The 22,758-nt window shown below is 69.1% G+C and carries 27 protein-coding genes; 13 read left to right on the top strand and 14 right to left on the bottom strand.

Annotation, left to right across the window (positions count from 1 at the left end; translation table 11 throughout):
• Window positions 1–58: 58 nt before the first annotated feature.
• A complete protein-coding gene (locus ACFPOE_RS18920) occupies window positions 59–442 on the bottom strand; it encodes a hypothetical protein (RefSeq protein WP_376851842.1) in 384 nt (127 codons plus the stop codon).
• Here ACFPOE_RS18920 and ACFPOE_RS18915 point away from each other — a divergent pair.
• The 5 genes from ACFPOE_RS18915 to moeA are packed head-to-tail and all read left to right on the top strand — an operon-like array spanning window position 431 to window position 5,687.
• Window positions 431–1,864 (top strand): aldehyde dehydrogenase family protein, encoded by a 1,434-nt coding sequence (locus tag ACFPOE_RS18915; protein ID WP_376851841.1) that lies wholly within the window; start codon window positions 431–433, stop codon window positions 1,862–1,864. The two genes, ACFPOE_RS18920 and ACFPOE_RS18915, sit on opposite strands and share 12 nt — an antisense overlap.
• A 25-nt stretch (window positions 1,865–1,889) precedes the next feature.
• Complete coding sequence (locus ACFPOE_RS18910; RefSeq protein WP_376851840.1) at window positions 1,890–2,651, top strand: SDR family oxidoreductase; 762 nt, start codon at window positions 1,890–1,892, stop codon at window positions 2,649–2,651.
• Between the two features lie 18 nt (window positions 2,652–2,669).
• Window positions 2,670–3,785: a GTP 3',8-cyclase MoaA gene (gene moaA, locus ACFPOE_RS18905; RefSeq protein ID WP_376851839.1), complete on the top strand. Its 1,116-nt coding sequence runs from the start codon at window positions 2,670–2,672 to the stop codon at window positions 3,783–3,785.
• A 1-nt stretch (window position 3,786) separates the two neighbouring features.
• Entirely contained in the window at window positions 3,787–4,401 is a 615-nt protein-coding gene (gene mobA / locus ACFPOE_RS18900; RefSeq protein ID WP_376851838.1) for a molybdenum cofactor guanylyltransferase MobA, read from the top strand.
• Window positions 4,398–5,687 carry a molybdopterin molybdotransferase MoeA gene (moeA, locus tag ACFPOE_RS18895; protein ID WP_376851837.1) on the top strand — a complete coding sequence of 430 codons (1,290 nt, stop codon included), beginning with the start codon at window positions 4,398–4,400 and terminating at the stop codon, window positions 5,685–5,687. Before mobA ends, moeA begins: the two co-directional genes overlap by 4 nt.
• 12 nt (window positions 5,688–5,699) lie before the next feature.
• On the opposite strand, the gene ACFPOE_RS18890 is transcribed toward moeA, so the two are convergent.
• On the bottom strand, window positions 5,700–5,879 hold the full coding sequence (locus tag ACFPOE_RS18890) for a DUF3606 domain-containing protein (protein ID WP_376851836.1): 180 nt from the start codon (window positions 5,877–5,879) through the stop codon (window positions 5,700–5,702).
• A gap of 20 nt (window positions 5,880–5,899) precedes the next feature.
• Window positions 5,900–6,049 carry a hypothetical protein gene (locus ACFPOE_RS18885; protein ID WP_376851835.1) on the bottom strand — a complete coding sequence of 50 codons (150 nt, stop codon included), beginning with the start codon at window positions 6,047–6,049 and terminating at the stop codon, window positions 5,900–5,902.
• Window positions 6,050–6,245: 196 nt separating this feature from the next.
• On the opposite strand from ACFPOE_RS18885, the gene ACFPOE_RS18880 reads away from it, so the two are divergent.
• Window positions 6,246–7,253 (top strand): glycosyltransferase family 2 protein, encoded by a 1,008-nt coding sequence (locus tag ACFPOE_RS18880; protein ID WP_376851834.1) that lies wholly within the window; start codon window positions 6,246–6,248, stop codon window positions 7,251–7,253.
• On the opposite strand, the gene ACFPOE_RS18875 is transcribed toward ACFPOE_RS18880, so the two are convergent.
• A complete protein-coding gene (locus tag ACFPOE_RS18875) occupies window positions 7,171–8,016 on the bottom strand; it encodes a ChbG/HpnK family deacetylase (protein WP_376851833.1) in 846 nt (281 codons plus the stop codon). The two genes, ACFPOE_RS18880 and ACFPOE_RS18875, sit on opposite strands and share 83 nt — an antisense overlap.
• A 147-nt stretch (window positions 8,017–8,163) precedes the next feature.
• Here ACFPOE_RS18875 and ACFPOE_RS18870 point away from each other — a divergent pair, with 147 nt between their 5' ends.
• From ACFPOE_RS18870 to bfr, 3 genes are read left to right on the top strand one after another with little or no spacing between them, the layout of a single operon-like run.
• Window positions 8,164–10,353 (top strand): TonB-dependent receptor, encoded by a 2,190-nt coding sequence (locus ACFPOE_RS18870; RefSeq protein ID WP_376851832.1) that lies wholly within the window; start codon window positions 8,164–8,166, stop codon window positions 10,351–10,353.
• Window positions 10,354–10,371: 18 nt separating this feature from the next.
• Window positions 10,372–11,052 (top strand): Fe2+-dependent dioxygenase, encoded by a 681-nt coding sequence (locus ACFPOE_RS18865; RefSeq protein WP_376851831.1) that lies wholly within the window; start codon window positions 10,372–10,374, stop codon window positions 11,050–11,052.
• A 45-nt stretch (window positions 11,053–11,097) separates the two neighbouring features.
• The gene (gene bfr / locus ACFPOE_RS18860) at window positions 11,098–11,577 is read left to right on the top strand and encodes a bacterioferritin (RefSeq protein WP_376851830.1); all 480 of its coding nucleotides are present in this window, start codon (window positions 11,098–11,100) and stop codon (window positions 11,575–11,577) included.
• A 10-nt stretch (window positions 11,578–11,587) separates the two neighbouring features.
• Here bfr and feoB read toward each other — a convergent pair whose 3' ends face one another.
• Window positions 11,588–13,462: a ferrous iron transporter B gene (gene feoB, locus ACFPOE_RS18855; protein WP_376851829.1), complete on the bottom strand. Its 1,875-nt coding sequence runs from the start codon at window positions 13,460–13,462 to the stop codon at window positions 11,588–11,590.
• Entirely contained in the window at window positions 13,462–13,761 is a 300-nt protein-coding gene (locus ACFPOE_RS18850; protein WP_376851828.1) for a FeoA family protein, read from the bottom strand. Before ACFPOE_RS18850 ends, feoB begins: the two co-directional genes overlap by 1 nt.
• Window positions 13,762–13,931: 170 nt before the next feature.
• On the opposite strand from ACFPOE_RS18850, the gene ACFPOE_RS18845 reads away from it, so the two are divergent.
• Complete coding sequence (locus ACFPOE_RS18845) at window positions 13,932–14,150, top strand: (2Fe-2S)-binding protein (protein WP_376851827.1); 219 nt, start codon at window positions 13,932–13,934, stop codon at window positions 14,148–14,150.
• Window positions 14,151–14,190: 40 nt separating this feature from the next.
• A complete protein-coding gene (gene hemP, locus ACFPOE_RS18840) occupies window positions 14,191–14,346 on the top strand; it encodes a hemin uptake protein HemP (protein ID WP_376851826.1) in 156 nt (51 codons plus the stop codon).
• Here hemP and ACFPOE_RS18835 read toward each other — a convergent pair whose 3' ends face one another.
• Entirely contained in the window at window positions 14,347–14,754 is a 408-nt protein-coding gene (locus ACFPOE_RS18835) for a GlcG/HbpS family heme-binding protein (RefSeq protein WP_376851825.1), read from the bottom strand.
• Between the two features lie 117 nt (window positions 14,755–14,871).
• On the opposite strand from ACFPOE_RS18835, the gene ACFPOE_RS18830 reads away from it, so the two are divergent.
• Window positions 14,872–15,564, top strand: a complete 693-nt coding sequence (locus ACFPOE_RS18830) for a Bax inhibitor-1/YccA family protein (protein ID WP_376851824.1) — start codon at window positions 14,872–14,874, stop codon at window positions 15,562–15,564.
• Window positions 15,565–15,629: 65 nt separating this feature from the next.
• On the opposite strand, the gene rlmD is transcribed toward ACFPOE_RS18830, so the two are convergent.
• Complete coding sequence (rlmD, locus tag ACFPOE_RS18825; RefSeq protein ID WP_376851823.1) at window positions 15,630–17,036, bottom strand: 23S rRNA (uracil(1939)-C(5))-methyltransferase RlmD; 1,407 nt, start codon at window positions 17,034–17,036, stop codon at window positions 15,630–15,632.
• Window positions 17,037–17,085: 49 nt separating this feature from the next.
• Here rlmD and ACFPOE_RS18820 point away from each other — a divergent pair, with 49 nt between their 5' ends.
• Window positions 17,086–17,499, top strand: a complete 414-nt coding sequence (locus tag ACFPOE_RS18820) for a VOC family protein (RefSeq protein WP_376851822.1) — start codon at window positions 17,086–17,088, stop codon at window positions 17,497–17,499.
• A gap of 7 nt (window positions 17,500–17,506) precedes the next feature.
• Here ACFPOE_RS18820 and ACFPOE_RS18815 read toward each other — a convergent pair whose 3' ends face one another.
• The 6 genes from ACFPOE_RS18815 to surE form a co-directional block, all read right to left on the bottom strand.
• Window positions 17,507–18,325 carry a CPBP family intramembrane glutamic endopeptidase gene (locus ACFPOE_RS18815; RefSeq protein ID WP_376851821.1) on the bottom strand — a complete coding sequence of 273 codons (819 nt, stop codon included), beginning with the start codon at window positions 18,323–18,325 and terminating at the stop codon, window positions 17,507–17,509.
• Between the two features lie 51 nt (window positions 18,326–18,376).
• Window positions 18,377–19,174, bottom strand: coding sequence for a 3'-5' exonuclease (locus tag ACFPOE_RS18810; protein WP_376851820.1), 798 nt, complete (start codon window positions 19,172–19,174; stop codon window positions 18,377–18,379).
• 85 nt (window positions 19,175–19,259) lie between these two features.
• Entirely contained in the window at window positions 19,260–20,207 is a 948-nt protein-coding gene (rpoS, locus tag ACFPOE_RS18805; RefSeq protein WP_376851819.1) for an RNA polymerase sigma factor RpoS, read from the bottom strand.
• Window positions 20,208–20,269: 62 nt separating this feature from the next.
• The gene (locus ACFPOE_RS18800; protein ID WP_376851818.1) at window positions 20,270–21,175 is read right to left on the bottom strand and encodes a peptidoglycan DD-metalloendopeptidase family protein; all 906 of its coding nucleotides are present in this window, start codon (window positions 21,173–21,175) and stop codon (window positions 20,270–20,272) included.
• Window positions 21,176–21,189: 14 nt separating this feature from the next.
• Complete coding sequence (locus tag ACFPOE_RS18795) at window positions 21,190–21,957, bottom strand: protein-L-isoaspartate(D-aspartate) O-methyltransferase (protein ID WP_376851817.1); 768 nt, start codon at window positions 21,955–21,957, stop codon at window positions 21,190–21,192.
• Between the two features lie 2 nt (window positions 21,958–21,959).
• Window positions 21,960–22,727 carry a 5'/3'-nucleotidase SurE gene (gene surE, locus ACFPOE_RS18790; protein WP_376851816.1) on the bottom strand — a complete coding sequence of 256 codons (768 nt, stop codon included), beginning with the start codon at window positions 22,725–22,727 and terminating at the stop codon, window positions 21,960–21,962.
• Window positions 22,728–22,758: the final 31 nt, after the last annotated feature.

Here is a 22,758-nt window from a genome sequence, read left to right as displayed (position 1 = left end):
CCCTTGGCACCCGCTAAATATTGACCACAGGTGACGGGTCTGCAAGTCCCCTGCCCTGTCAACCTTTACAGCAGAACTCGGGAAAGTCCTTAGACAATTTGGAGGAGGTTTGCAGCCCGGCAGGAGGACTGTCGGGCTGCGGTGGGATGGACGCACCCCAGGCTTTTGGATAGAGGAGATCAACCAACGCCGATCTGTCCGCCGCAAGCCCGCCGCCGCAAGCGCGATTCAGCGAGGTCGCCGCAATTACCGCGATCGCGGCCATGCGAAGCGACGAGATGGGGGCCCACAGCGTGCGCCGCTGAAGGCCCGCATACGGCCGGCACTGAACACCCTTCACGGCCGCGACAGGGCGGCCCGTGCCGGCATCCGGCACCTCCAAGAGGCCGGCGTCCGGAAACGGCCATCCGGTTTCCGGGACAATGGCGGGATGCAGCTTCACTACATCGCCAACGCCTCCCTGCCTTCTTCCGGAGGCCGCACCATCCCCGTGATCGACCCGTCGGACGGCCAGCCGTTCGACGAACTGCAGCGCGGCACCGCCGAGGACATCGACCAGGCCGTCCATGCGGCGCGCCAGTGCTACGACGCGGTCTGGTCCAAGCTCAGCGCGGCCGAGCGCGGCCGGCTGCTGATGCGCCTGTCGGCCAAGGTGGCCGAGCACGCCGAGGAACTGTGGCAGCTGGAGCAGCGCGACTGCGGCAAGCCCACCAAGCAGGCCACGGCCGACGCCCTGGCGCTGGCCCGCTATTTCGAGTTCTACGCCGGCGCCTGCGACAAGCTGCACGGCGACACCATCCCCTACCTGGACGGCTACAGCGTGCTGACCTGGCGCGAGCCGCACGGCGTCACCGGCCACATCATCCCGTGGAATTACCCGATGCAGATCTTCGGGCGCAGCGTGGGCGGCGCCCTGGCGGCCGGCAACGTCTGCGTGGTCAAGCCGTCGGAAGACGCCTGCCTGTCGCTGATCCGGGTGGCGCAACTGGCGACCGAAGTGGGCTTTCCGGCCGGCGCCATCAACATCGTCACCGGCTACGGCCACGAGGTGGGCGACGCGCTGGCCCGCCATCCCGGCATCGACCACATCAGCTTCACCGGCAGCCCCAAGGTCGGCACGCTGATCCAGCAGGTGGCCGCCGAGCGCCACTGCCCGGTCACGCTGGAGCTGGGCGGCAAGAGCCCGCAGGTCATCTTCGAGGACGCCGACCTGGACGCCGCGCTGCCGATGGTGGTCAACGCCATCGTGCAGAACGCCGGCCAGACCTGCTCGGCCGGCTCGCGCCTGCTGGTGCAGCAATCGATCTACGAGCCGCTGCTGGAACGCCTGGGCAAGGCCTTCGAGAACCTGCGCGTCGGCCCGGCGGCGATGGACCTGGACGTGGGCCCGCTGATCCGCGCCAGCCAGCAGCAGCGGGTGTGGGACTTCCTGTCCGACGCCCAGCACGCCGGCATTGCCATGGTGGCGCAGGGCCAGGTGGTGGAGGAAGCGCCGGAGACGGGCTACTATCAGGCGCCAACCCTGCTGCGCGACGTGCCGGTGTCGCACCGGCTGGCGCAGGAGGAAGTGTTCGGCCCGGTGCTGGCGGCCATGAGCTTCCGCGACGAGGACCAGGCGGTGGAGCTGGCCAACGCCACCCAGTTCGGCCTGGTGGCCGGCGTCTGGACCCGCGACGGCGGCCGCCAGTTCCGCATGGCCAAGCGCGTCAGGAGCGGCCAGGTCTTCATCAACAACTACGGCGCCGGCGGCGGCGTCGAACTGCCGTTTGGCGGCGTCAAGTCCTCCGGCTACGGCCGCGAAAAGGGCTTCGAGGCGCTGTACGGCTTCACCACCCTCAAGACCGTCGCCATCAAGCACGGTTGAACCCCCAGGACCCAGGAGACACCCAATGCGCGTGAAAGACAAATCCATCATCGTCACCGGCGCCGGCAGCGGCATCGGCGAAGGCATCGCCAAGCGGCTGGCGCAGGAAGGCGCCAACGTGATCGTCAACGACATCAACAAGGACCTGGGCGAGAAGGTCGTCGCGCAGATCAAGGCCGCCGGCGGCAACGCCTCGTTCTTCGCCGCCGACGTCACGAAGTCGGACGAGGTCAAGGCGCTGGTCGCCGCCGCAGTGCAGCGCCACGGCAAGCTGGACGTGATGGTCAACAACGCCGGCTGGACCCACCGCAACCGCCCCGCCCTGGAAGTGAGCGAGGAAGACTTCGACAAGTGCTATGCGGTGAACATGAAGAGCATCTACCTGGCCACCGTGCATGCGGTTCCTGCGTTCCGTGCCAACAAGGGCGGCAGCTTCATCAACATCGCCTCCACCGCCGGCGTCCGGCCGCGCCCGGGCCTGACCTGGTACAACGGCTCCAAGGGCGCCGTCATCACCACCAGCAAGTCGCTGGCGGCCGAACTGGGCCCCGACAACATCCGCGTCAACTGCATCAATCCGGTGTTCAACCCGGACACCGGCCTGTCGGCCGAGTTCGCCGGCGGCCCGGTGGACGACGCGGTGCGCGCCAAGTTCCGTGCCACGATCCCGCTGGGGCGCTTTTCCACCGCGCTGGACGTCGCCAACGCGGCGCTCTACCTGGCCAGCGATGAAGCCGCTTTCATTTCAGGGGTTTGCATCGAGGTCGACGGCGCACGCTGCGTCTGACCGGAGACAATGGTCCGCATGGCCGAACGCGTCATCCCCCTGATCGACCAGCGCGTCGCCGCGCGGCCCGCGGCCGTGCCGGCGCAGCCGATCGCCGCCACCGGCCTGTTGTCCGACGCGCTGGGACGGCCGCTGCGCGACCTGCGCATCAGCGTGACGGACCGCTGCAACTTCCGCTGCAGCTACTGCATGCCCAAGGAGGTGTTCGACAAGGACTACCCCTACCTGCCGCATGCGGACCTGCTGACCTTCGAGGAGATCACCCGGATCGCGAAGCAGTTCGTCGCCCACGGCGTGCGCAAGATCCGCCTGACCGGTGGCGAGCCGCTGCTGCGCAAGAACATCGAGATCCTGGTCGAGCAGCTCGCGGCCCTGCGCACCGTCGACGGCGAGCCGCTGGACTTGACGCTGACCACCAACGGCTCGCTGCTGGCGCGCAAGGCCAAGGCCCTGAAGGCCGCCGGCCTGCAGCGCGTGACGGTCAGCCTGGACGGGCTGGACGACAACGTGTTCCGCTCGATGAACGACGTGGACTTTCCGGTGGCCGAGGTGCTGCGGGGCATCGAGGCGGCCAGGGACGCGGGCCTGGGGCCGATCAAGATCAACATGGTGGTCAAGCGCGGCACCAACGAGCACGAGATCCTGCCGATGGCGCGCCACTTCAAGGGCACCGGCATCGTGCTGCGCTTCATCGAGTACATGGACGTGGGCGCCACCAACGGCTGGCGCATGAACGAGGTGATGCCGTCGGCCGAAGTGGTCCGGCACATCGGCTCGGAACTGCCGCTGGTGCAGCTCGATCCTTCGGCGCCGGGCGAGACGGCCGAGCGCTGGGGCTATGCCGACGGCGGCGGGGAGATCGGCGTGATCAGCAGCGTCACGCAGGCGTTCTGCGGCGACTGCAACCGCGCCCGGCTGTCCACCGAAGGCCGGCTTTATCTGTGCCTGTTCGCCACGCAGGGCCACGACCTGCGCTCGCTGGTGCGCGGGAGCGCGAGCGACGAGCAGCTGGCGTCGGCGATCGGCCACATCTGGCACGGCCGCGACGACCGCTACTCGCAGCTGCGCAGCAGCCTGCCGCCGGATGCCGGCAGCGGCGCGCGGCGGGTCGAGATGAGCTACATCGGTGGCTGACATGGCCGCCGACGCATCGCAGATCACCGGCCTGGTGCTGGCCGGCGGCCGCGGCTCGCGCATGGGCGGCGTCGACAAGGGCCTGCAGAATTTCAACGGGGTGCCGCTCGCCCTCTTCACCCTGCTGCGGCTGCAGCCCCAGGTCGGCCAGCTGATGGTCAACGCCAACCGCAACCTGTCGGCCTACGAGGCGTTCGGCGCACCGGTCTGGCCCGACGTGCTGGCGGACTACGCCGGCCCGCTGGCCGGCTTCCTCACCGGGCTGGAGCGCTGCGAGACCGAGTGGCTGCTCACCGTGCCCTGCGACACGCCGCTGTTTCCGCACGACCTGGTGGCCCGGCTGGCGCAGGCGGCGCAGCGCGAGGGCGCGGAGATCGCGATGGCGGCCGCGCGCGAGGAAGACGGCCAGCTGCGGGCGCAGCCGGTGTTCTGCCTGCTGCGCCGCGAGCTGCTGGAGAGCCTGGTGCGCTTCACCCACGAGGGCGGCCGCAAGATCGACGCCTGGACCGCGCAGCACAAGACGGTGCTGATGCCCTTCGATGCCCCCGGCGACGACCCGCGCGCCTTCTTCAACGCCAACACGCTGGCCGAACTGCACCAGCTCGAGCGGCCATGAAGACGATCGCGCAGATCGCGGCGCAGCTGCAAGGCTACGACCCGCAGGCGCTGAGCGCTGACGGCGTCAACGCCTTCCTGGCCCAGCTGGTGGATCCGGTGCTGGAGGTCGAGGAGGTCGGCATCTTCGAGGCGCTGGGCCGCGTGCTGGCGCAAGACGTGGTCTCGCCGGTCAGCGTGCCGCCGCACGACAACTCCGCGATGGACGGCTACGCCTTCGACAGTTCGCAACTGCGCACCGATGCGCCGCTGGCGCTGGAGGTGGTGGGCACCGCGCTGGCCGGCAAGGCCTGGCAGGGAACGGTTCGGCTCGGCCAGTGCGTGAAGATCATGACCGGCGCCATCATGCCGGCGGGGCTGGACACGGTGGTGCCCCAGGAGTTCGTCACCGTCGACGGGCCGGCGATCGCCATCCCGCCCAAGCTGCTGCAGCCCGGCGACAACCGGCGCCTGAAGGGCGAGGACCTGCATGAAGGCACGCCGGCGCTGCGGCGCGGCGAGCGGCTGCTGCCGGCCGCCTGCGGCCTGGTCGCCAGCCTGGGGCTGCCGACGGTGCCGGTGTGGCGCAAGCTGCGGGTCGCGTACTTCTCCACCGGCGACGAGATCCTGAGCCTGGGCCAGGCGCCGCGCGAAGGCGCGGTCTACGACAGCAACCGCTACACCGTGTTCGGCCTGCTCACCCGGCTGGGCTGCGAGGTGATCGACATGGGCGTGGTGCGCGACGAGCCGGCGCTGCTGGAAGCGGCGTTCACGGAGGCGGCGAGCAAGGCCGACGCCATCATCACCAGCGGCGGCGTCAGCGTGGGCGAGGCCGACTACACCCGGGCGATGATGAAGCAGCTGGGCGACGTGGAGTTCTGGCGGATCGCGATGCGGCCCGGCCGGCCGATGGCGGTGGGCCGCATTGCTTCGACCGGCCCGGGCCGGGCCGGCGGGGCGATTCTTTTCGGCCTGCCGGGCAATCCGGTGGCCGTGATGGTGACCTTCCTGGCGTTCGTCCGGCCGGCGCTGCTGCAGATGATGGGCGCGCGGCCGGAGGCCATGCCGCTGTTGAAGGCGATCAGCGCCCAGGCCTTGCGCAAGAAGCCGGGACGCACGGAATACCAGCGGGGGATCGTCAGCCGGGCCCAGGACGGAAGCCTGGTGGTGCAGACCACGGGCAACCAGGGCTCCGGCGTGCTCAGCTCGATGGTGCAGGCCAACGGCCTGATCGTGCTGCACCACGCACAGGGCAACGTCGCCGCGGGCGACGCGGTCGACGTGCTGATGTTCGAGGGCGCGGTCTAGCCGCGCGGCGCCTTACTTGTTCTTCAGGAACTCGCGGACCTTCTCGGCCCGGTCGCCCACGGCCTGGACCGCTTCCTTCACCCGGTCCGGCGTCGTGTTCAGGCTCTTGGCCCAGTCGCGCAGTTCGTAGTCTTCGTTGACGTTGATGCGCTCGCGGTCCTGGCCGCCTCGCTTGCTTTTGTCGTCTGACATCAGGCTTCCCCTTTGCGTTGCTAATCGTTGTGGTCGGCCGATTCCGAGCCGCTCTCGCCGGGATGGTCAGGCTGCCCCTGGTTGCCGGGATGGCCGTGCGCCACGCGCTTCTGGGCCTTGATGGTGTCCAGCGCCCGGTCCAGCAGCTTGCGGCGGACGTCCAGGGGCAAGGTATCGTCGGTCCACGACGGTTCGGTATCGACGGGCCATCCGCCCTGCTTTATGGTCCCCATGCGGGCACTCTAGGCCCGCTGCGGTGCAGCAAAGTAGGAAAGCCCGGGCGTGCTGCCGTGGGACTTTTCCGACACCGCCAGATTGCCGACGGCTTTCAGGGCTCCCGGCCGGCCGTCCCATTACCATTGGCCGATGCTCCAGCGTACCGAATCGACCCCCTCCATCTCCTGCGTGGTGCCCGCCTACAACGAGGCCGCCAGCCTGGCCGACACGCTCGGGACCATGCTGGCCACGCTGCGGCCGCTGTTTCGCCGCATCGAGCTGATCGTGGTGGACGACGGCAGCAAGGACGACACGGCCGCCATCGTCGAGCGGCTGGGGGCCACCAACCCCGAGATCGTGCTGCTGCGGCTGTCGCGCAATTTCGGCAAGGAAGCGGCACTGACGGCGGGCATGGAAGCGGCCGCCGGCGACCTGCTGCTGTTCGTCGATGCCGACGGCCAGCACCCGCCGGACATGGTCGCCCCCATGCTGCAGGGATGGCGCGACGGCGCCGACGTGGTGTACGGGGTGCGGCGGGTGCGCGAGGACCAGTCGCGGCTGCACCGGCGGATGATCAAGACGTTCTACCGGCTGATCAACTGGGGCAGCCCGATCGAGATCCCGGCCGGCGCCGGCGATTTCCGGCTGATGGACCGCAAGGTGGTGGAGGCGCTCAAGGCGCTGCCGGAGCGCAACCGCTTCATGAAGGGCTTCTACGCGTGGGTCGGGTTCAAGAGCCTGCCGCTCGACTACGAGCCGCTGCCCCGGTCGCAGGGCCGCACCCATTTCGGGATCAAGGGCGCGTTCCGGCTGGCGATGACCGGCATGCTGGCCTTTTCCACCGCGCCGCTGCGCGCCTTGAGCGTGGTCGGCTTCCTGCTGGCGCTGGCATCGCTGGCCTACGGCGCGTGGGTGATCTTCGAATATTTCTACTACGGCATCGCCGCACCCGGCTTCGCGACCATCGTCGTGGCGATGATGTTCCTCAGCGGCATCCAGCTGCTGTCGGTGGGCGTGCTGGCCGAGTACGTCGGCCGCATCTACGACGAAGTCAAGCGCCGGCCGGTCTACCTCGTCAGCGAGCGCCAGGGCCAGGGACTGGCTGCCGCGCCGGGCCCCGTGCCGGCACCGCATGCGCCGCTGCAAGCGCAGCGCTAGCGGCCTCGCCGCGCCAGCACTCGAATTCGCGCAAGCGCGCCGCGCCGATCTCGTCCGCGTCGTCCGCCCGCGCGGCCGGATGGCACATCAGCACCGCGCCGGCCGGGGCGTCGCGCAGCCAGCCGGCCAGCCTGGCTGCGTAGCCGGCGCTGCTGCCGTCGAAGCCGTACATGCCCACCAGCGCGGGTGACGCGGCGCGCCCCCGCTGCGACAGCGCTGCCGCCAGAGCGCGCGCGCCCATGGCGGCAACCACCCGGCCCTTGACCCCCGTGCCTGCGCCCACGGGCTGCGACACGCGCACCCAGGGCCCGGCGCCGGTCCCGTAGCGGCGGTCCAGGACATCGAGCAGCGGCTCGCGGATCCCGCGGAACTGCTGCACGTGCTGGTGGCCGTCGACGTGGTCCGGTGCCGCCTGCCATTGCGCCTCGAAGGCGTCGAGCTGGCGCTCGATCGCGGCCGTCACCCGGGCGCGCTCGAAGCCGCCGGCCAGCGAACGCAGCATCGCGCGCCCCAGCGACATGCCGTGGCCGGCAGCAACCGCCAGCGGGCTGGTCCAGTCCAGGTGCAGTCCGACGTCGATGCGCCCGCGCAGGTCGCGCAGCAATGCCGCGTCGCCGGTCCAGCGCGGCGACAGCACCATGGCGCTGGTCGCACTGATGCGGCCCATGGCGGCCAGCCGGGCGATGCCGAGCGACACGGCTTCGCTCAGGGCGAAGTCGTCGGCGCAGACGATGACGGGCTTGGGATCGGATGACGGCGGCATGGAGCGATTATGCGAATCGCCAAATGCGATCAATTCTCATTTAGGTTATGATCGCGACGTCCCGGCCAGCCACCTGCCTTGCGGCCCCTTAGCCAGCCTCCCCGCCAACCCGCGCGCCAGTTCGGCGCGCTCGATCCGGAGGCCATCTTGGCTCATGACGACCGCACCCATTCCTCATCCTGCGACGCGAGATCCGCGCCGGCCTCGCGCGACGCCCTGCTGCCCCTGGGGGCCATGCTGCTGGCCGCGTCGGTCGGCAGCTGGGCCCAGCCCGAGGCGAGCACCGCGCTTGCGCCGGTGATCGTGCGCGGCACCCGCGACCGCGACAGCCAGACCTACCAGAGCGGCGTCGTCAGCGTCGGCAAGACCGGCGCGACGGCCAGGGACATTCCGCAGTCGCTCACCGTGGTCAACGACAAACTGCTCCAGGACCAGGGCAAGGATTCGTTCAAGGAAGCGCTGCGCAACGTGCCGGGCATCAGCTTCGAAGCCGGCGAAGGCGGCCGCATCGGCGACAGCATCCGGCTGCGCGGTTTCAGCGTGTCGGGCGACATCTACCTGGACGGCATCCGCGACATCGCGCAGTACAACCGCGACACCTTCAACATCGACAGGATCGAGGTGCTGCGCGGCTCGGCCTCGATGCTGTTCGGCCGCGGCTCCACCGGCGGCGTGGTCAACCAGGTCAGCAAGGTGCCGCGGCTGGCGACGCAGCACCAGGTCGACGTGACGGTCGGCGACGGCAACTACCTGCGCACCACCGGTGACTTCAATATCAGGACCGGCGACAACGCCGCACTGCGCATCGGCACCATGACCACCGACTGGGACGGGCGCGCCGGCAAGGCGTCGACGCAGCGCCGCGGCCTGGCGCTCGACTACCGGCTGGACATCGGCAGCAGCGACAGACTCGTGTTAAGCCTGTACCACCTCGATTACGACGACAAGCCCGACCTCGGCGGCCGCTGGCTGCAACTGCGCCCGGCCCCGTTCCCCGCGGACAAGTGGTACGGCGCTGACTCGGACTACCAGCGCGACAGCGCCGACATCGCGACGGTGACGCACACCCACCGATGGAGCGACGGCAGCAGCCTCAAGACCAGCCTGCGCGACGGCGAGTTCAGGCGCGACCTGTGGGCCACGCAGGTCAACGCCCTGGCACCGGGCGTGACGCAGGCCAGCTTCGGCCCCAGCACCGTGGTGCCGCGCGGCACCCAGACCCGGGCCGGCGCAGAGCACCACAGCTTCCTGCAAAGCGACTACCTCACCCGCACGCAATGGTTCGGCCGCGAGAACCAGCTGCTGCTCGGAACCGACATCGCGCGCGAGCGTTCCGCGCGCGACGGTTACCGCAACGTGCCGCTGCGGCCATCCACCACCGTCGACCTTGCCGACAACAGCCCGATCGTGGACACCCGGGTGCGCTTTGCACAGACCCAGTTCAGCTCCACCGCCGTCGGCCTGTACGCGCAGGACACCATCGAGCTGACGCCGCAATGGAAGCTGCTGGCCGGACTGCGCTACGACCGCTTTTCCGGCAACTTCGAGCGCTCCGGCAACGCGGCGCCCAACAACACGCCGCTGGCGCGCAGCGACGGCGTCTGGAGCAAGCGGCTGGGCGTGATGTACCAGCCGCGCGACGAGGTGAGCTACTACGCCTCCTACGGCACCTCGTTCAACACCTCGGGCGACCTGTACCAGTACGACGCCAACAGCGCCAACACGCCCCCCGAAAGCAGCCGCAACATCGAGATCGGCGCCAAGTGGGAGCTGTGGGACGGCGACCTGTCGCTGCGCACGGCGCTGGCCCGCACCGACAAGTACAACGAGCGCAATACCGACGTCAACCAGGCCAGCGGCGAATTCCTGCTCTCGGGACAGCGCCACACCGACGCGCTGGAGTTCGAAGTCACCGGACGCATCACGCCGCTGTGGGACATCTTCGCCGGCGTCGCCTTCATGCATGCAGTGATCGACAAGGCCGGCTCATCGGCGTCGGCGCAGGCGACCGTCGGCATGAATCCCGGGCTGGCGCCCAAGCGCCAGGCCAGCCTCTGGAGCACCTACAGGCTGGCGGACCGATGGCGCGTCGGCGGCGGCTTCACCGCGGCCAGCAAGAACGGCCCGGCGTCGGCCAATGCGGCGGCGCTGGCCAACCGCGCGCCCGGCTACACGCGCTGGGACGCGATGCTGGAATATGCCTACAGCGACAACCACAGCTTCCGGCTGAACATCGACAACCTCACCAACAAGGTCTACTACAGCTCGCTCTACCAGGCGTGGCCTACGGTTGCGCCGCTGCGCACCGTCCGCGCCACCTGGACCGGGCGCTTCTGAGCGAGCGGCGCTCACGACATGTTGCTGCGCATCGCCCAGGTCCTGACCGCCGATGAACTGCACCAGGTCCGCCGCCTGGTGATGGACGCCGACTGGACCGACGGCCGCGCGACTGCCGGCGACCAGAGCGCGCAAGCCAAGAACAATCAGCAGCTGCCGGAGGATTGCCCGGCGGCGCAGCAGGCGCGGCACATCGCGTCGGTCGCCCTGGCGCGCAATCCGATGTTCGTCACCGGCGCGCTGCCCAGGAGCGTCTACCCGCCGCTGTTCAACCGCTACGGCGGCGCCAGCAACGCGTTCGGCGACCACATCGACAACGCCGTGCGGACCCACGCGGCGACGGCTCGCCATGTCCGCACCGACATCTCCTGCACGCTGTTCCTGAGCCCGCCGGACAGCTATGACGGCGGCGACCTCGTCATCAACGACACCTACGGCGAGCAGCGGGTGAAATTCCAGGCCGGCGACCTCGTCATGTACCCCGGCACCTCGGTGCACCGGGTCGAACCGGTGACGCGCGGCGAGCGGCTGGCGTGCTTCTTCTGGATCGAAAGCATGGTGCGGCGCGACGACCAGCGCCGCCTGCTGTACGACCTGGACATGGCGATCCTGGCGCTGCGCCAGGGCGGCGACACGGCCGAGACGGTGAAGCTCACCGGCGTGTATCACAACCTGCTGCGGATGTGGGCCGATGTCTGAGCCCGCCGCCGGTGCAACAATGTCGCGAACCAAGAAGGAGTCACCATGCAAGGCGATCCGCAAGTCATCCAGCATCTGCAGGCCCAGCTGCGCAACGAACTGACGGCCACCAACCAGTACTTCCTGCACTACCGGATCCTCAAGCACTGGGGCTTCGAGGCGCTGGCCAAGAAGGAGTACGAGGAGTCGATCGGCGAGATGAAGCACGCCGACCGCCTGATGGAGCGCATCCTGATGCTCGGCGGCCTGCCGAACCTGCAGGACCTGGGCAAGCTGCTGGTCGGCGAGACCGTCCCGGAGATCCTGGAATGCGACCTGCAAAGCGAGCGCGGCGCCCAGGCCGCCGTGAAGGACGGCATCGCCCACTGCGAGACCGTGCGCGACTACGTGTCGCGGGACATCCTGCAAGGCATCCTCGGCGACACCGAGGAGCACATCGACTTCCTGGAGACCCAGCTGGACCTGGTCAACCAGGTCGGCCTGCAGAACTACCTGCAGTCGCAGATGGGATCGTCCGCCAGCTGACGTGCCGGGGTCAGCCCCAGCCGAGCATCAGTGCGACGCGGTAAGTGACGAACGACGCCAGGTAGGCCAGTCCGAACAGGTAGCCGGCCATCACCAGCGGCCAGCGCCAGCCGCCGGTCTCGCGCTTGACCGTCGCCAGCGTGGCCAGGCACTGCGGCGCGAACACGAACCAGGCCAGCAGCGACAGCGCGGTCGCCAGGCTCCAGCTCTGGGCGATCAGCGGGGCCAGCGCACCGGCCGTGTTCACGCCGCTCGCCGACAGCGCATACACGGTGCCCAGCGCGCCGACCGCCACTTCGCGCGCGGCCATTCCCGGCACCAGCGCAATGCTGATCTGCCAGTTGAACCCGATCGGTGCCAGCACCACGGCCAGCGCGTGGCCCAGCATGCCGGCAATGCTGTATTCGATCGCCGGCCGCACCGCGCCGGGCGGCGGCAGTGGGAAGCTGGCCAGGAACCACAACGCGATGGTCAGCACCAGGATGATGCCGCCGACCCGGCGCAGGAAGATGAGGGCACGCTGCCACAGCCCGAGCGCCACGTTGCGCACCCGCGGCAGGTGGTACGCGGGCAGTTCCATCATCAGCGCGCGCACCTGCCCGCGGCCGCTGAAGCGCTTGAGCACCCAGGCCACCGCCAGCGAGCCCAGCACGCCGGCGGCGTAGAGGCAGAACAGCACCAGCCCCTGCAGCTCGATGCCCGGCCCGACGCTGCGGTGCGGGATGAACGCGCCGATCAACAGCGCGTACACCGGCAGCCGGGCCGAGCACGTCATCAGCGGCGCGATCATGATCGTCACCAGCCGGTCGCGCGGATTGCTGATGGTGCGCGTCGCCATGATGCCGGGGATCGCGCAGGCAAAACTGGAGAGCAGCGGGATGAACGAGCGGCCCGACAGCCCGACCCCGCCCATGATCCGGTCCAGCAGGAACGCGGCGCGCGGCAGATAGCCGGATTCCTCCAGGACCAGGATGAAGAAGAACAGGATCAGGATCTGCGGCAGGAAGGCCAGCACGCCGCCGACACCCGCGATCAGGCCGTCGGCCAGGAAACTCTGGAACCGTCCGGCCGGCACGGTGCTTTCCACCAGGCGTGCGAGCGCCGACGTGCCGGCCTTGATCGCATCCATCGGCGGCGCCGCCCATGCGAACACGGCCTGGAACACCAGGAACAGCAGCACCGCCAGCAGCAGCGGGCCGATCAGCGGATGCAGCACGACCCGGTCGATGCGATCGCTCGGCAGGTGCGGCGCCACCTGGTCCAGGCCGAGCCGCAACAGCAGCGAGCGCACCGCCTCGTGGTCGGCGACGTCGCTGGCCTGCGGAGCCGGGGCTGCCGGCCGCTGCCACACCTGCGGCTGATCGAGCAAGGCCCGCAGCTGTGCATCGCCCTCGCCCTGCACCGCCACCGTGCTGACCACCGGCACGCCGAGTTCGCGCGCCAGCGCATCGGCGTCGATGCGCAATCCGCGGCTCGCCGCCAGGTCGGCCATGTTCAGGGCCACGACGCAGGGCAGGCCCATCCGCTTGACGCCCAGCACCAGCCGCAGGCCGCGCCGCAGGTTGGTGGCGTCCAGCACGCAGACCACCAGGTCGGGCCGCTTCTCGCCGTTGGCGCGGCCCAGGAGCACCTCGCAGGTGATGCGCTCGTCCGGCGAACGCGGATGCAGGCTGTACGTGCCTGGAAGGTCCAGGATCCGCACCGTCTTGCCGGACGCCAGCTGCAGCCGCCCTTCCTTGCGCTCGATCGTGACCCCGGCGTAGTTGGCGACCTTCTGGCTGCTGCCGGTCAGCCGGTTGAACAGCGCGGTCTTGCCGGCGTTCGGGTTCCCCACCAGGGCCGCGAGCCAGCCCGCAGGATGGAAGTGGACGATCGATTCCGTCATCAGGGCGCCGGCGCGGGTCCGAGCGGTTCGATCTCCACGCAGGCGGCTTCAGCACCGCGCAGCGCGAAGGTCGACGCCCCGATGCGCACCACCAGCGGGTCGCCGCCGGGAAAGCCGCGGCTCATCACCATCACCTGCTCGCCGGCGTAGAAGCCCAGTTCCTCGAGCTGGCGTTCGCGTTCCGGCACGGCGTCGTCCGGCAGCACGCGCCGGACCGCAAACTGCCGGCGCAGGGGCGCCTGGTGCAGGCGCGACGCCTCGGACGAGGTCGGCATCTGGGCATGGAAGCGGCGGCTCATGGGTGGGCTGGATAAGAATTATTCGCATTCTAATTCGGCCGCGACCGTCCGGGGACCGCTAAAAGCTTGATCAACCTCAAGTCGAGCAGGGTTAGCTGGCCGGCATCGATTGCAAATGCGAGCGATTCGCATTAATATTGACGAATCGTCCACCCGATCCGTCAAACCCCATGATTGTCTGCGTCTGCCGCCGCGTTTCCGACCGTGAGATCGCCCGCCACGCGCGCGCCGGGATGGACTTCGACAACATCCAGTTCGAGACCGGCGTGGCCACGCAATGCGGCCAATGCGAAGGCTGTGCCCGCGAGGTCGTGGCGCAATGCAACGCCGGGCACCCGGTGGCGGCCATCCGCTTGACCGACAGCCGAAGTGCAGGCACCTGCGCATAAGGGCGTGATGGGCTCGCTTCTACCAGCGAATCAGGATGCCGTGCGCCGCGAGGACAGTGGGACGCCGGCGGCCCGGCCGCATGTCCTTGCCAGCGACGACCTGCTGCGCGGCGGCAAGATCGTGGAGATCCGCCACAACGGCGAGGTCTACCGGCTGCAGGCCACCCGCCTGGGCAAACTGATCCTCACCAAGTAGCTACAGGCCGATGGCCGTGATGCCGGCACGGGCGATCTGGGCGTCTTCGCCCGACTTCACGCCGCTGACGCCGACTGCGCCGATCACGTTGCCATCCTTGACGATCGGCAGCCCGCCCTCCAGCAGCCCCTTGAGATCGGGCGCGCTCAGGAAGGACACCCGGCCGCCGTTGATCATGTCCTCGTAGACCTTGCTGTCGCGCCGCCCCACGGCCGCCGTGTTGGCCTTGCCGGGGGCGATATGGGCCGAGATCGGCGGCGCGCCGTCCAGCCGCTGCAGCCACAGCAGGTGGCCGCCGTCGTCGACGATCGCGATCGTCACCGCCCACTTGTTCTTCAGCGCCTCGGCTTCGGCGGCGGCCGCGATGGCCTTGACGTCGGACAGTTCGAGGAAGGATTTGGTTTTCATGGGGACCGGCAGGTAGCAGCAGGAAATTGGGAGCATAACGCCGGTCATTGGTCCCGCCCCCTTGAACCAACCTAGAATGCGCACATCTAACAGCCTCATCGGCAACAGGAGATGTGCATGACTGACCAGGTCCAATCCCTAGACTACGGCTACGCGGCGACGGCGGCGGCGCAGCGCAACAAGGTGCTGCGCAACACCTACTGGCTGCTGGCGCTGAGCCTCGTGCCCACCGTGCTGGGCGCCTGGCTGGGGGTCGCCACCGGCATGACGCGCGGCCTGACCGGCGGCCTCGGCTTGATGGTGTTCCTCGGCATCGCCTTCGCCTTCATGTTCGCGATCGAAAAGACCAAGAACTCCGCGGCCGGCGTGCCGGTGCTGCTGGCGTTCACGTTCTTCATGGGCCTGATGCTGTCCAGGCTGATCGCGATGGTGCTGGGCTTCAAGAACGGGCCCAGCCTGATCATGACCGCGTTCGGCGGCACGGCGGGCGTGTTCTTCGTGATGGCCAGCCTGTCGACGATCATCAAGCGCGACCTGTCGGGCATGGGAAAATTCCTGATGGTCGGCGCCCTGGCGATCCTGATCGGCGGCGTCATCAACGTGTTCGTCGGCTCGACCACCGGCATGCTGGTGATCAGCGTGATGGCGATCGGCCTGTTCAGCGCCTACATGCTGTACGACCTGAAGCGCATCGTGGACGGCGGCGAGACCAACTACATCAGCGCCACGCTGGCCCTGTACCTGGACATCTTCAACGTGTTCCAGAGCCTGCTGGCGATCCTGGGCCTGACCAGCGGCAGCAACGACTGACAGGACGCTTCGCTGCATTCAAAAGGGGCCCTCGGGCCCCTTTGTCGTTCAGGGCGCTGGCCCGATCAATCCCGCTCGAACACCGCGATGCTCTCGACGTGCGCCGTGTGCGGGAACATGTTGACCACGCCGGCCTGCGTGCAGCGGTAGCCGCCCTGGTGCACCAGCAAGCCGGCGTCGCGCGCCAGCGTCGCCGGATTGCAGCTGACATACACGATGCGCTTCGGCGGTTCCCAGCTGCCGTGCGCCCCGGGCTGCTGGTGCAGCTCCGCCAGCGCCTTGGCCAGCGCGAAGGCGCCCTCGCGCGGCGGATCGACCAGCCACTTGTCCGCCCTGCCGTCGCGCACCAGCATCTCGGGCGTCATCTCGAACAGGTTGCGCGCGACGAAGCCGGTGGGACACAGGTGCCGGCCGGGGACGGCCTGCGCCCGGTTCAACTCGTAGTTCTGGCGCGAGCGGGCCACCAGCGCCTCGCTGCCTTCGATGCCCAGCACCTCGCGCGCCCGGGTGGCGAGCGGCAGCGAGAAATTGCCCAGGCCGCAGAACCAGTCGATCACGCGCTCGTCGCCCTGCACGTCCAGCAGGCGCAGCGCGCGCCCCACCAGCACCCGGTTGATGTGCGGATTCACCTGGGTGAAATCGGTGGGCTTGAACGGCATGGTGATGCCGAACTCGGGCAGCGCGTACGACAGCTGCGCGGCCCCGGCGTCGAGCAGTTCGACGGTGTCCGGTCCCTTGGGCTGCAGCCACCACTGCACGCCGGGATGGTCGGCGGCGAACTGCCGCAGCTTGGCGAGGTCGCCCGGGCTCAGCGGCTCCAGGTGCCGCAGCACCAGCGCCGTCACCTCGTCGCCGCAGGCCAATTCGATCTGCGGGCAGGTCTCGATCGCGTCCATCGAGCCGATCAGCGCCCGCAGCGGCAGCAGCAGGTCGCTCACGTGCGGCGGCACCACGTGGCATTCGCGGATGTCGGCCACGTAGCGGCTCTTGCGCTCGTGGAAGCCGACCAGCACCGTGTTCTTCTTGTGCACGTGCCGCACCGAGAAGCGGGCGCGCCAGCGGTAGCCCCAGGGCGGGCCCTCGATCGGACGCAGGATGTTCTCGGCCTTGACCTTGCCCAGGTGCCAGAGGTTGTCTTCCAGCACCCGCTGCTTGATCGCCACCTGGGCGCCCTCGTGCAGGTGCTGCATCTTGCAGCCGCCGCAGGCGCCCGGGTGCAGGCCGAAGTGCGGGCAGCGCGGGCGAACCCGCTGCGAGGATTCGCGGTGGATCTCGGTGAGCGTGGCCTGCTCCCAGCTGTTCTTGCGCCGGTTGACGTGCGCGCTGACGATCTCGAACGGCAGCGCGCCTTCGATGAACACCACCTTGCCGTCGGGCCGCCGCGCCACGCCCTGCGCGTCGATGTCCAGCGCATCCACTTCCAGCCAGCCCTCGGGCAGCTGCTTCTTTTCGGTCTCGATCTCTTCTGACATGGCCCGATTGTCTCAGGTGATACTGGCGCCCTGCGCCGGAGGGACAAGCATGGACATCCGCATCTGCATCGACGTCGACGACCTGGACCGCGCGATTGCGTTCTACACCCAGGGCCTGCAGCTGACGCTGGGCCGGCGCCTCGGCGCCGACTGGGCCGAGCTGCTGGGCGCCGGCAGCGCGATCGACCTGCTGGCACAGGAGGCCGGCTCGCCGCCGCTGGGCGCGGACCATCCGCAGCGCCGTGACTTCCGCCGCCACTGGACGCCGGTCCACCTGGACTTCGTGGTGACGGCCATCGACGATGCAGCGGCCCGGCTGGTGGCCCGGGGCGCGACCCTGGAGCGGCCGATCCAGCACCGTCCCTGGGGCCGCATGGCCAACATGGCCGATCCCTGGGGCCACGGCTTCGATCTTTTGGAATTCCAGGGACGCGGCTACGACGAGATGCTGTCGCCGTCCTGACCGGTGCTCACGTCGATGCTGGCGCCTGCGCGCGCCTGGCGAGCCGCGCCAGCGCGTAGCCGCCGGCGGCCAGCAGCGGCAGCGCCGCGAACCACAGCGAGGCCGGCACCGCATCGAAGAAGCCGGCGTTGTCCTCCGATCCGGACAGCGCCAGGGCCAGGAAGGCAGCGTTGTAGATCGCGTGGAAGAACATGCCGGGCAGGGTCGACCGGAAGCGGATGTACAGCCAGCCGAGCAGCAGCCCCACCAGGCCGCCGCCGACGAACTGGTACAGGTTCAGGTGCGCCGCGCCGAAGATCAGCGAGGACAGCAGCAAGGCGTTGGTCCTGCGGTAGCGCCGCAGCAGGCCGCGCAGGATGATGCCGCGGTAGAACAGCTCTTCGAGGACGGGTGCGACGAACACCAGCGCGACCAGCGATGCCGGGCCGCCGTTGAGCAGCTCCGCGAACAACTTCAGCTGCCGCTCGCTCATGGGCACCAGCTGCGTCAGCAGCGTCTGCACCACCCCGGCCGCCAGGAACACGGCTGGCAGGATCGACAGCAGCGGCAGCGAAACCAGGCCCAGGGTCGCCCTGGCCGACGCCGGGCCGGGATGAATCACCTCGCGATAACCAATGCCATAGCGGGTCAGCCAGGTCGCCAGCAGCATGCCGTTGCCAAGCAGCGCCGAGAACACCCAGGCCTGCAGCGGCTCGCCGCCATCGATCCATCCCGCCGACCGGATCGCCGCGAACACCAGCAGTTCGCACATCCAGAGCGCCAGCACCAGCAGCAGCGCCTTGCCGATGCCGGGGAAAGCAGCCTCGCGGTCGGGCGGCCCCTTCATCGGTCGGCGGCCCGAGCGACGTGCGTCACCGGGCCGGCAGCGCCCGGCCCATCAGGCCCAGGCATCCAGGTATTCCTTCCAGTGCGGCTCCGCCTGCGCCAGCTCGCCCAGCGTGGACTTGACCATCGCGATCTCCTGCTCGTACTCGGCCTCGTTGAAGCCGCAGCGCATCTTCTGGAAGCGGCAGTACAGCAGGTAGGTGTTCATCACGTCGGTCTCGCAGTAGCGGCGGATCTCCTCCAGCTTGCCCTCGAGAAACGCCGGATACACCTGCGAGCCGTCCATGCCCAGCTTGCCGGGGAAGCCGCACAGCTTGGCCATGGCGTCCAGCGGCGCGTTGTTCTTGGGCTGGTACATCGCCAGCAGGTCCATCAGGTCCAGGTGCCGCATGTGGTAGCGGCCGATGTAGTTGTTCCACTTGAACTCGCGGTCGTCCTGGCCGCCGCTCTCGCCCATGCACCAGTAGCGGTCCGCCTGCACGCCATGGCGCAGGCCGCGGTAATGCAGCACCGGCAGGTCGAAGCCGCCGCCGTTCCAGCTCACCAGCTGCGGCGTGTGCTTCTCGATCGCGTTGAAGAAGGTCTGGATCACCTTGCCTTCGCTGGCGCCGTCCCGGTCGACGAAGGAATGCACCCGCAAGCCCTCGGCGTTGCGGAACACGCAGCTGATGACGAGGACGCGCTGCAGGTGCAGCGGCGTGAAGTCGCTCTGGCCGCGGTCCTTGCGCTCCTGCAGCCAGGCGCCGTACACCTCGGCGTCGCTGTTTTCCGGCGGGGCCCCGCGCAAGGCGCGCAGGCCCGCGATGTCAGGGATGGATTCGATGTCGAAGACGAGGACGGGCCAACTCATCGGAGCACTGTACCAGTGCCCCGACGAGTCGGCCCAAGGGCCGCAATGTGAAGCGGGGCCCGCGGGGCCCCGCGACAGAGGCGCATCACAGGAGGGCCTCCTTGTCGATCCCGTTGCGCACCATGTGGCGCTTGAGCTTGAGCAGCGCCTCGTTCTGGATCTGCCGCACCCGCTCGCGCGTGAGGCCCAGCCGGTCGCTCAGCACCTCCAGCGTCTCCGGGTCGCGGTCATGCAGGCCGAAGCGGCCTTCCAGCACTTCCTTCTCGCGGTTGGACAGCGCGTCGATCCAGTTGTTCAACAGCTTCTCGACCTCGTGGTTCTGCGTCACGCCGGTGGGATCGATCGCCAGTTCGTCGGGCATCGAATCGCCCAGCGTGTGCTCGTCTTCCGAGCGGTCCAGCGCGGCGTCCAGCGAGCGCGGCGTCTCGGCCATCGCCAGCAGCGCGGCCACTTCGTGCACCTCGCGCCCCAGCAGCGCCGCCACGTCTTCCACCCGCACGCCCTCGCCCTCGAAGCCGTTGCGGGCGGCGGCGAAGGCCGGGTCGTTCTCCAGCGTGCGGCGGGCCCGCAGCACCTGCTGCAGTTCGCGCACCACGTGCACCGGCAGGCGGATCACACGGCCCTGGTTCATCACGGCGCGCTCCACCGACTGGCGGATCCACCAGGTGGCATAGGTGGAGAAGCGGAAACCCCGCTCCGGCTCGAACTTGTCGATGGCGTGCATCAGGCCGAGGTTGCCCTCCTCGATCAGGTCCGACAGCGGAACGCCGCGACCCAGGTAGCCCTTGGCGATGCTCACCACCAGCCGCAGGTTGTGCTCGATCATCGACTGGCGCGCGGCGAAGTCGCCGGCGCGCGCGCGGGTGGCGGCGGCGAATTCTTCCTCGGGGGTGAACAGCTGGGTGCGCCGCACTTCGCGCAGGTAAAGCGTCAGCGTGTCGCTCGACTCGCCGGCGATCTCGGCCGGAATCTCGCGCGGATTGGGCTCGGCTATCTCCTCGTCTTCCTGGACCAGCGGCCGTGCGGCAGGCACGCTGGCAACCTCATGCGCACCCGGAACTGCTTTACTGCTGTGTCCGTTGCGCTTTTTCATGTCTACCTCGGAAGGTACTTGGAAGGATCGACCGGCTTGCCCTGCTTGCGGATCTCGAAGTGCAGCTTGACGCGATCCGCATCGCTGTTGCCCATCTCCGCGATCTTCTGGCCCTTGCGCACATTCTGGTCCTCCTTGACCAGCAGTGCCTGGTTATGGGCATAAGCCGTGAGGTAAGTGTTGTTGTGCTTCAGGATGATCAGGTTGCCGTAGCCGCGCAGCCCGGCACCCGCGTACACCACGCGGCCGTCGGCCGAGGCCAGCACCGGGTCGCCGGCCTTGCCGCCGATGTCCAGGCCCTTGTTGCGTGCTTCGTCGAAACCGGCCAGCACGGTGGGCGCACCGGCGGTGGGCCAGGCCCAGGACACGTCGTCTTCGGCCGCGTCGCTGGCGCGGGCGGCCGTGGCCGGCGCCGTCATCGGCGTCATCGGCGCGGCTGCGCTCGCCGACGGCCGCGCTTCGCTGGCCGGGGCCAGGGGAGGCACGTTGGCGCTGCCGGTGGCGGGCGTGGCCGGCCGCACGGCCGTCACTTCAGCCGTCGTGGTGCCGGCCGGCGGCGCGACCCGCAGGCTCTGGCCCACTTCGATCACGTTCGGGTTCTCGAGATTGTTCCAGCGCACCAGGTCGCGCCAGTTCTGGCCCGCCTCCAGTGCGATGCGGATCAGGGTGTCGCCGGGACGAACGGTGTAATAGCCGGCCTTCGGCGGCGCCAGCGTGTTGTCCTGCGGCGCCATCGCAGAGGGGGAAGGACGCGTGGCCTGCGCGCTGGCGGGCGCCTGCTGGCGGCCCGCGCTGCGGTCTTCCACCGGCGCCGGCGCACGCAGCCTGGTGCTGCTGCAGCCGGCCAGCACGGTGACCGCCAGCAACATCAGCACCCAGTTGCGACAGCGGCTCAGGGATTGGGGCATTCGTCTTCTTTCGATCAAGCAATCCCCGATTTTAGGGGGACAAAGTGAACCGCCTCAAGGACAGTTTGTTTCAATTCATGCTGCGTTCTTTCGAGCACGACCAGCGCCTGCTGGCCGTTAGCGGTCTGCGTCGGCGCGACGATGCGGCCGCCGATCGCCAGCTGATCCATCCATGCCTGCGGCACCGATTCGCCGCCGGCCGCGGCAATGATGCCGGCATAGGGCGCGCCCTTGGCGAACCCTGCCATGCCATCGCCGAACAGCAGGTGCACATTCGCAAGCCGGAACGGGCGCAGGTTGTCGCGCGCCTTGTCATGCAGCCCGCGCAGCCGCTCGATGCTGTACACCTCGGTGCAGAGCCGGCTCAGCACCGCGGCCTGGTAGCCGCAGCCGGTGCCGATCTCCAGCACCCGCCCGAGCCGGCCATTGCTGTCCCGCCGTCCGCCCAGCAGCAGCTCGATCATGCGCGCGACCACGTTCGGCTTGGAGATGGTCTGGCCCAGCCCGATCGGCAGGCTGGTGTCTTCGTACGCCTGGTTGACCAGCGCGCTGTCGACGAAGCGGTGCCGTTCCACCGTGGCCATCGCCTCCAGCAGCTTGGGATCGCTGACGCCCTGTGCCGCCAGCTTCATCACCATGCGGTGGCGGATCGCGCTGGACTCCAGCCCGACGCCGCCGGGGATGGTGCCCTCGCGCACCGGCGCGCCCGCACGCGCGCCGCGCGGCGTCGCGGGGGCGGGCCCCAGGTCGATGCGGGCCGGAAAGCCGGGGCGGCTGGCCATCGTCAGCCTTCGCCGCGCGCCAGCTGCGAGGCCGCCTGGGTCCAGAACCCGAGCGCGTCGTGGTCCGTCAGGTCCACCTGCAGCGGCGTCAGCGACACGTGGCCCTGCGCGGTGGCGTGGAAGTCCGTGCCCTCGGCGCCGTCGCGTGCCGGACCGGCGGCGCCGATCCAGTACATGGTCTGGCCGTGCGGGCTGGCTTGCGAGATCACCTTCTCCGCCGCATGGCGCCGTCCCAGCCGGCAGACCTTGGGCGGCTTGAGTTCCGCGTACGGGCGGTTCGGGATGTTCACGTTCAGCAGCCAGTGCGCGCCGTCGGTGGTATGGTGCCGTGTCATGTACAGCACCAGCTCGCGCGCGATGCGCGCCGCGTCGTCGATGTGGGCCCAGCCCTTTTCCACCTGCGAGAAGGCGATCGCCGGGATGCCGAACAGGTAGCCCTCCATCGCCGCCCCGACGGTCCCCGAATAGATGGTGTCGTCGCCCATGTTGGCGCCGTTGTTGATGCCGCTGACGATCAGGTCGGGCCGGTAATCGAGCAGGCCGGTGAGCGCCACGTGCACACAATCGGCCGGCGTGCCGTTGACGTAGCGAAAGCCGTTGTGCGCCTGGGTCACGTACAGCGGCGAATGCAGCGTGAGCGCGTTCGACTTGGCGCTGTTGTTGTGCTCCGGCGCCACCACCTCCACCTCGCCCACGTCCTTGAGCGCCGCGTGCAGCGCAACCAGGCCGGGCGCCTGGTAGCCATCGTCATTGCAGATCAGGATTTTCATGGGGGCGCCGTTTGCGAAGATTGTAGGCCGC

This window comes from Caenimonas terrae (genome assembly GCF_042655405.1).
In the GTDB taxonomy this organism is placed as follows: Bacteria; Pseudomonadota; Gammaproteobacteria; order Burkholderiales; family Burkholderiaceae_C; genus Ramlibacter; species Ramlibacter terrae_A.
The sequence above is the reverse complement of the archived record's forward strand: the minus strand, read 5'-3'. Positions and strand labels throughout refer to the sequence as shown.